At 70.1% G+C, this 6,062-nt stretch carries 6 protein-coding genes; 4 read left to right on the top strand and 2 right to left on the bottom strand.

Annotation, left to right across the window (positions count from 1 at the left end; translation table 11 throughout):
• On the bottom strand, positions 1-872 hold an 872-nt coding region (locus ACFQVC_RS41725), incomplete at its 3' end, for a PucR family transcriptional regulator (RefSeq protein ID WP_381841777.1).
• A 194-nt stretch (positions 873-1,066) separates the two neighbouring features.
• Here ACFQVC_RS41725 and ACFQVC_RS41720 point away from each other — a divergent pair.
• Together ACFQVC_RS41720 and pruA are read left to right on the top strand one after the other, a co-directional pair.
• Positions 1,067-1,993, top strand: coding sequence for a proline dehydrogenase family protein (locus ACFQVC_RS41720; protein WP_381841774.1), 927 nt, complete (start codon positions 1,067-1,069; stop codon positions 1,991-1,993).
• Between the two features lie 67 nt (positions 1,994-2,060).
• Positions 2,061-3,692, top strand: a complete 1,632-nt coding sequence (gene pruA, locus ACFQVC_RS41715; RefSeq protein WP_381841771.1) for an L-glutamate gamma-semialdehyde dehydrogenase — start codon at positions 2,061-2,063, stop codon at positions 3,690-3,692.
• Between the two features lie 15 nt (positions 3,693-3,707).
• Here the strand turns inward: pruA and ACFQVC_RS41710 are convergent, their stop codons facing one another.
• Positions 3,708-4,583 (bottom strand): alpha/beta fold hydrolase, encoded by an 876-nt coding sequence (locus ACFQVC_RS41710; protein ID WP_381841768.1) that lies wholly within the window; start codon positions 4,581-4,583, stop codon positions 3,708-3,710.
• Positions 4,584-4,772: 189 nt separating this feature from the next.
• Between ACFQVC_RS41710 and ACFQVC_RS41705 the strand changes: the two genes are divergently transcribed.
• Together ACFQVC_RS41705 and ACFQVC_RS41700 are read left to right on the top strand one after the other, a co-directional pair.
• Positions 4,773-5,402, top strand: coding sequence for an HAD family hydrolase (locus ACFQVC_RS41705; protein WP_381841764.1), 630 nt, complete (start codon positions 4,773-4,775; stop codon positions 5,400-5,402).
• 44 nt (positions 5,403-5,446) lie between these two features.
• On the top strand, positions 5,447-6,058 hold the full coding sequence (locus ACFQVC_RS41700) for a hypothetical protein (RefSeq protein ID WP_381841762.1): 612 nt from the start codon (positions 5,447-5,449) through the stop codon (positions 6,056-6,058).
• Positions 6,059-6,062: the final 4 nt, after the last annotated feature.

The raw sequence follows: 6,062 nt of genomic DNA, 5'->3' as shown, positions 1-6,062 counted from the left end.
CCCGCGCTCGCCGCCGGCCCGCCCGCGCTCGCCGTGGGCCCGCCCGCGCCTGCCGCAGGACCGCGGCCGCTCGCCGCGTCCACAAGCCGCACGGCGGCCGTGTGCGCGGGCGCGAGGGCCTCGGGGGAGCGCAGCCTGACCAGGGCGGCCAGGGCCAGGGTCTTGGGGGCGGTGGGAGCGGCGGGGGCGCTCTTGTCCGGCTCCGTGTCCCGCGCGGCCGGGGCCTCGGCGCCCCACTGCCAGGGCACCGTGCACACGGCCGCCGTGCCGGGTGCGCGCCGTGCGCCGGGGGCGGCAGAGGCGGGCCAGGGCGCCACGCACACCACGGCGTGCAGATCGTCTGCGCCGGACCCGAGCGCGGTGCGCAGGGCCGCCGTCGCCGCGTCCCGCTGCCAGCCGTCGGCCGCGGTGAGCAGGGCCTGGAACTCACGGGCCACGTCGTCGCCCGCCGAGGCCTCGGCGGCGAGCAGTACACCGATCCGCTCGGCCACCTCGAGGGCGGCGGACAGCTGCGCGGCCGACGGGCGCGGCTCGGAGTCGAGCAGCCACACATAGCCGTGCACGACGCCCCGATGGCGTACCGGAAGACAGATCCGCGCCCGCAGGACGCCCGCGTCCGGGGCGGCCGGGATATGCACGGGACCGTCGGCGCGTGCGATGCCGAAGCCCTCGAACCAGGCCCGCACCGCGGCCGTCGACTTACGGGTCAGGATCGACCGGGTGCGGACCGGATCGAGGTCCAGCTCGTCGAAGCCGCCGCCGCTGTCCTGCGCCCCGAACGCGATCAGCTCGAAATCGCGGTTCTCCAAGGTCGCGGGGGCGCCGAGCAGCGCGGAGATCTCATCGACAAGGTCCTGGTAGTCGCCCTTCACGCAGGCCATTGTGCGGCACCCCGCGGGGTACTCCATACAAATGTCTGAGATCCGGGCCACGGATGCGTGACACCTGTCGATGGTCCAGGATCGGAGCGAACCTTAGGTTTCACGGTGGTTCTCCGTGCCGCTCCCTTCCGGTCCCCGACCGTTCGGGTTCGGCCCCCTTCACGTCTTGTTCCTGGAGGTGCCCCGTGCTGGCTCCCGTGATCCTCGCCGCGTCCCGCAGCGACCAGATGCGCCGCTTCGTCTCGGCCGCCCCGGGCACCAAGCAGGTCGTGCAGCGGTTCATCCCCGGCGAGTCCGTCGACGAGGTCGTGGCGGTCGTCGTGGACGCCGTCGACAAGGGCCTCGAGGTCACCCTCGACGTCGTGGGCGAGGACATCACCACCCGCGAGCAGGCGGCCGCCGCGCGCGACGCCTACCTCGAACTCATCGCGCACCTCAAGGACCTGGGCCTGGGCACCAAGGCCGAGATGTCCGTGAAGCTGTCGATGTTCGGCCAAGCGCTCGAGGGCGGTCACGAGCTGGCGCTCGCCAATGTCCGGCCGGTCGTCGAGGCCGCCGCCGCCATCGGCACGACGGTTACCCTGGACGCAGAGGACCACACGACCCTCGACTCGATGTTCGCCATCCACGAGGAGCTGCGGAAGGACTTCCCGCAGACCGGCTGCGTCATCCAGGCCTACCTCTTCCGCACCGAGGCCGACGCCCGTCGTCTCGCCGCGAACGGCAGCCGCGTACGCATCGTGAAGGGCGCCTACAAGGAGCCCGCGTCCGAGGCGTACCAGGACGAGGCCGAGATCGACAAGGCGTACGTCCGCATCCTGAAGATCCTGATGTACGGCGAGGGATACCCGATGATCGGCTCCCACGACCCCCGGCTCATCGCCATCGGCCAGGAGCTCGCCCGGCGGGCCGGGCGCAAACTGGACGAGTACGAGTTCCAGATGCTGTACGGCATCCGCAGCGAGGAGCATCTGCGCCTGGCGGCGGAGGGCCACCGCATGCGGGTCTACACCGCGTACGGCACCGACTGGTACGGCTACTTCATGCGCCGGCTCGCGGAGAAGCCGGCCAACCTGCTGTTCTTCGTCCGCTCGATGATCACCAAAAACTGATCCCCGAGCCCCTTTACTTGCCCCAGGGCCGAGCCCCTTCCACCCCTCATAAAGGAGTACGGAACCCATGGACGCTGTGACCCAGGTCCCCACGCCCGTCAATGAGCCGGTGCACGGCTATGCCCCAGGCTCGCCCGAGCGTGCCCGTCTGGAGGCCAAGCTCAAGGAGCTGGCCGAGAACCCGATCGACCTGCCCTGCACCATCGGCGGCGAGAAGCGGATGGGCGGCGGCGAGGCCTTCGAGGTCGTGCAGCCGCACAACCGCAAGGCCGTCATCGGTACGTTCAAGAACGCCACGCAGCAGGACGCGCAGGACGCGATCGACGCCGCCCTGGCCGCCGCCCCGGCCTGGCGCGCGATGTCCTTCGACGACCGTGCCGCGATCATCCTGCGCGCCGCCGAGCTGCTCTCGGGCCCGTGGCGCGAGACGCTGGCCGCCTCGACGATGCTGGGCCAGTCCAAGACCGCGCAGCAGGCCGAGATCGACACTCCCTGTGAGCTGATCGACTTCTGGCGCTTCAACGTCAAGTACGCCCGTGACCTGCTCGCCGAGCAGCCCCCGGCCAACTCGCCCGGCGTGTGGAACCGTCTGGACCACCGCCCGCTCGAGGGCTTCGTCTACGCGATCACGCCGTTCAACTTCACGGCCATCGCGGGCAATCTGCCCACCGCCCCGGCCCTGATGGGCAACGTGGTGGTGTGGAAGCCGTCCCCGACGCAGACCCACGCCGCCGTGCTGCTCATGCAGCTCCTGGAGGAGGCGGGCCTGCCCAAGGGCGTCATCAACCTCGTCACGGGTGACGGCCTGGCGGTCTCGGAGGTCGCCCTGGAGCACCCCGACCTCGCGGGCATCCACTTCACCGGCTCGACCAAGACCTTCCAGCACCTGTGGAAGACGGTCGGCAACAACATCGAGAAGTTCAAGTCGTACCCGCGCATCGTCGGTGAGACCGGCGGCAAGGACTTCGTGGTCGCCCACCCGTCGGCCGACCCGGCGATCCTGAAGACCGCGCTGACCCGGGGCTCCTTCGAGTTCCAGGGCCAGAAGTGCTCGGCCTCCTCGCGTGCGTACGTCCCCGCGTCGATCTGGAACAACGGCTTCAAGGAGCAGTTCGCGGCCGAGGTCGACGGCATCAAGATGGGTGACGTCACCGACCTGTCGAACTTCATCGGCGCCGTGATCGACGACCGTGCCTTCGCGAAGAACAAGGCCGCGATCGACCGTGCCAAGGCGGACGAGAGCTGCACGATCGTCGCGGGCGGCACGTACGACGACTCGGTCGGCTACTTCGTGCGGCCCACGGTCATCGAGTGCTCGGACCCGGAGAACGAGGTCTTCACGACCGAGTACTTCGGCCCGATCCTCGCCGTGCACGTCTACGAGGACGACAAGTACGAGGAGATGCTGGCGCAGATGGAGTCGGTGTCGGCGTACGCGCTGACCGGCTCGATCATCGCCGGTGACCGGGCGGCCGCGGCCGACGCGATGGAGAAGCTGCGGTACGCCGCGGGCAACTTCTACATCAACGACAAGTCGACCGGCGCCGTCGTCGGCCAGCAGCCCTTCGGCGGCGGCCGTGCCTCGGGCACCAACGACAAGGCGGGTGCCCCGCAGAACCTGATGCGCTGGACGCTGACCCGCGCCATCAAGGAGACGCTGGTCCCGCCGACGGACTACGCGTACCCGCACATGGGCTGAACCCCCCTGCCGTGACTACGGCTTGAGGTTCCGGGCCAGGAAGCCGTCCATCAGGGCGGCGACCTGGCCCGCGTGCGTTTCCAGGGCGAAGTGCCCGGCGGGCAGCAGATGGATCCCGGCCTTCGGCAGATCCCGCCGGAAGGCGAGCGCCCCCTCCGGCACGAAGATCTCGTCGTGCCCGCCCCAGACCGCGAGCAGCGGCACCTGCGAGCTGCGGAAGTACTCCTGGAACGCCGGGTACAGCTCGATGTTGCTGCCGTAGTCGCCGATCAGGGCGAGCTGGATCTCGTCCTGCCCCTCGCGCGCCATGAGCGCGGCGTCGTGGTGGTACGCGTCCGGGCTCACCAGGTCCGGCTCCGGCTCCCCGTGCGTGTACTGCCACTTGATGCCCTCCAGGGAGCGGATCTCCCGTACGGGCGCGGCGGTGCCGGGATGCGGATCCGCGATATACGCGAACACGGGCGCCCAGGCCTCCTTGCCGAGGCCCTCCTCGTACGCGTTGCCGTTCTGCGTGACGATCGCCGTGATGCGCTCGGGGCGGGCGAGGGCGAGACGCAGCCCGATCGGGGCGCCGTAGTCCTGGATGTAGAGCGCGAACCGGTCGAGGCCGAGCTGCTCGGTGAACTCCTCGGTGACCGCGGCGAGTTCGGCGAAGCTGTAGTCGAACTCCGCGGCCGACGGCGCCGCCGAGCGGCCGAAGCCGATGTGGTCGGGGGCGATCACCCGGTAGCGGTGGGCGAGGCGCGGGATCAGCTCCCGGAACATGTGCGAACTGCTGGGAAAGCCGTGCAGAAGCAGCAGCACGGGAGCGTCGGCGGGCCCGGCCTCACGGTAGAAGACCTCGTGACCGCGGACGACGGTGGTGCGGTAGTGGACCTGGTGCGTACTCATCTCCGACATCTCCGACCTCTAACCGTTCAAATTCCTTTTGGTGGTTGGCGGGATGAGTACAGCATGTGCACACCTAACTGGTCAATGTCTTCTAGAGGGTTAGTTGGCGGGGCGTGTTAGCGTCGGCCCGCGGCGCCGAAGAAGGTGCCGGCCAGGCCACAACTCGACCTTGCCCCGGGGGTGTTCACGGTGTCCGCGGTGCCGGCGGTCCTCTTCGACCTCGGGAATGTGCTCTTCTGCGACCCGTGGGAGACGCTGCTCCTGACCGAGGGGCTGGGCCTCGCCGACCGCCTCGGCCTCGACCGGGGCGAGGTGCGCGAGGCGGGCCGGGAGCTCTGGCACAGGTTCAGCCTGAGCGAGGCCGAAGAGGCGGACTACTGGGCCGGGTTGGAGCGGCGGCTCGGGCGCCCCGTGCCACGGGACCTGGTGGCGGAGACCGAGAGGCGCCTGCTCGTCGCCAACCCCCACGCCGAGGCCCTGCTCACCGCCGCCGCACAGGGGCAGCGCCGCGTGGGCATCGCCTCCAACAACACCTCGTTCTGGTACGAGAAGCAGCGCGTCCGCCTCGGCCTCGACCGCTACGTCGACCCCGAACTGGTCTTCCTCTCGCACCGGTTGGGCGTCTCCAAGGGTGCCGAGGGGCAGGGCCTCCTGGAGATCGCCGCCCGGCACGCCGACCCGCCGCGCAGCCTGTTAGTGGAGGACAGGCCGGCCAATCTGCGCCGGGCCGAGCGGATCGGATTCCGGGTGCTCGCCTACTCGTTCACCGGAGCGGGCGGGGTTCCGCCCACGGATCTCCTGGAGAAGATGTCCGCATGAGCGTGCCGCCGCCTTCCGGGAGCAACCGACCGCATGAGCCTGCCGTGAGGCCGCCGGGCCGCCCCGTCGAGGGCGAGATCTCTCCGGTCCTGGCGGCGCTGCTCGCGGAGTACAACTCCTTACGGCAGGAGAGCCTGCAGGCCATCAGCAACCGCATCCAGATCATGAACTTCGCGTTCACGTCCCTGGCCGTGGTCGTCGCGGCGATGCTGACCTCCGACCTCTCCCGGGGTGTGCTGATCCCCGCCTGCCTCGTCTTCGTCCCGGCCGCGGCCAAGGCGAGCCTGCTGATCTGGCTCGGTGAGTACCACCGCTCGCAGCGCGCGGGCAAGGGCGTCGCGGTGGTCGAGCAGCGCATCAACACCCTCCTCGGCGACAGGGACCACATCGGCTGGGAGTCCGGACTCCTGTCCTCCAACACCCACATGGGATACCCGTACATCGCCACCGCCGCCTTCATCCTGAGCACCGGTGTCCTCGCGGAGGTGCTCGGCGCCTACTTCCTCATCGACCGGTACGCGCGCGGCGGCGGCCTGTGGGACGACGTCGCGTTCGGCGCCGGAGTGCTGGCGTACGCGGTGCTGACCGAGGCCGTCTTCCTCCGCTTCTTCCTGCGGCGGTGGCGGCACATACGGAGTGCGACGCACAGCGGCTGAGGGG

The sequence above is a fragment of the Streptomyces monticola genome (assembly GCF_042665355.1).
Lineage (GTDB): Bacteria > Actinomycetota > Actinomycetes > Streptomycetales > Streptomycetaceae > Streptomyces > Streptomyces monticola.
The sequence above is the reverse complement of the archived record's forward strand: the minus strand, read 5'-3'. Positions and strand labels throughout refer to the sequence as shown.

Bases quoted from the DNA above. Each gene is read 5' to 3' on its own strand.
- pruA (WP_381841771.1), top strand. From the start codon at position 2,061: ATGGACGCTGTGACCCAGGTCCCCACGCCCGTCAATGAGCCGGTGCAC.
- ACFQVC_RS41710 (WP_381841768.1), bottom strand. From the start codon at position 4,583: ATGAGTACGCACCAGGTCCACTACCGCACCACCGTCGTCCGCGGTCAC.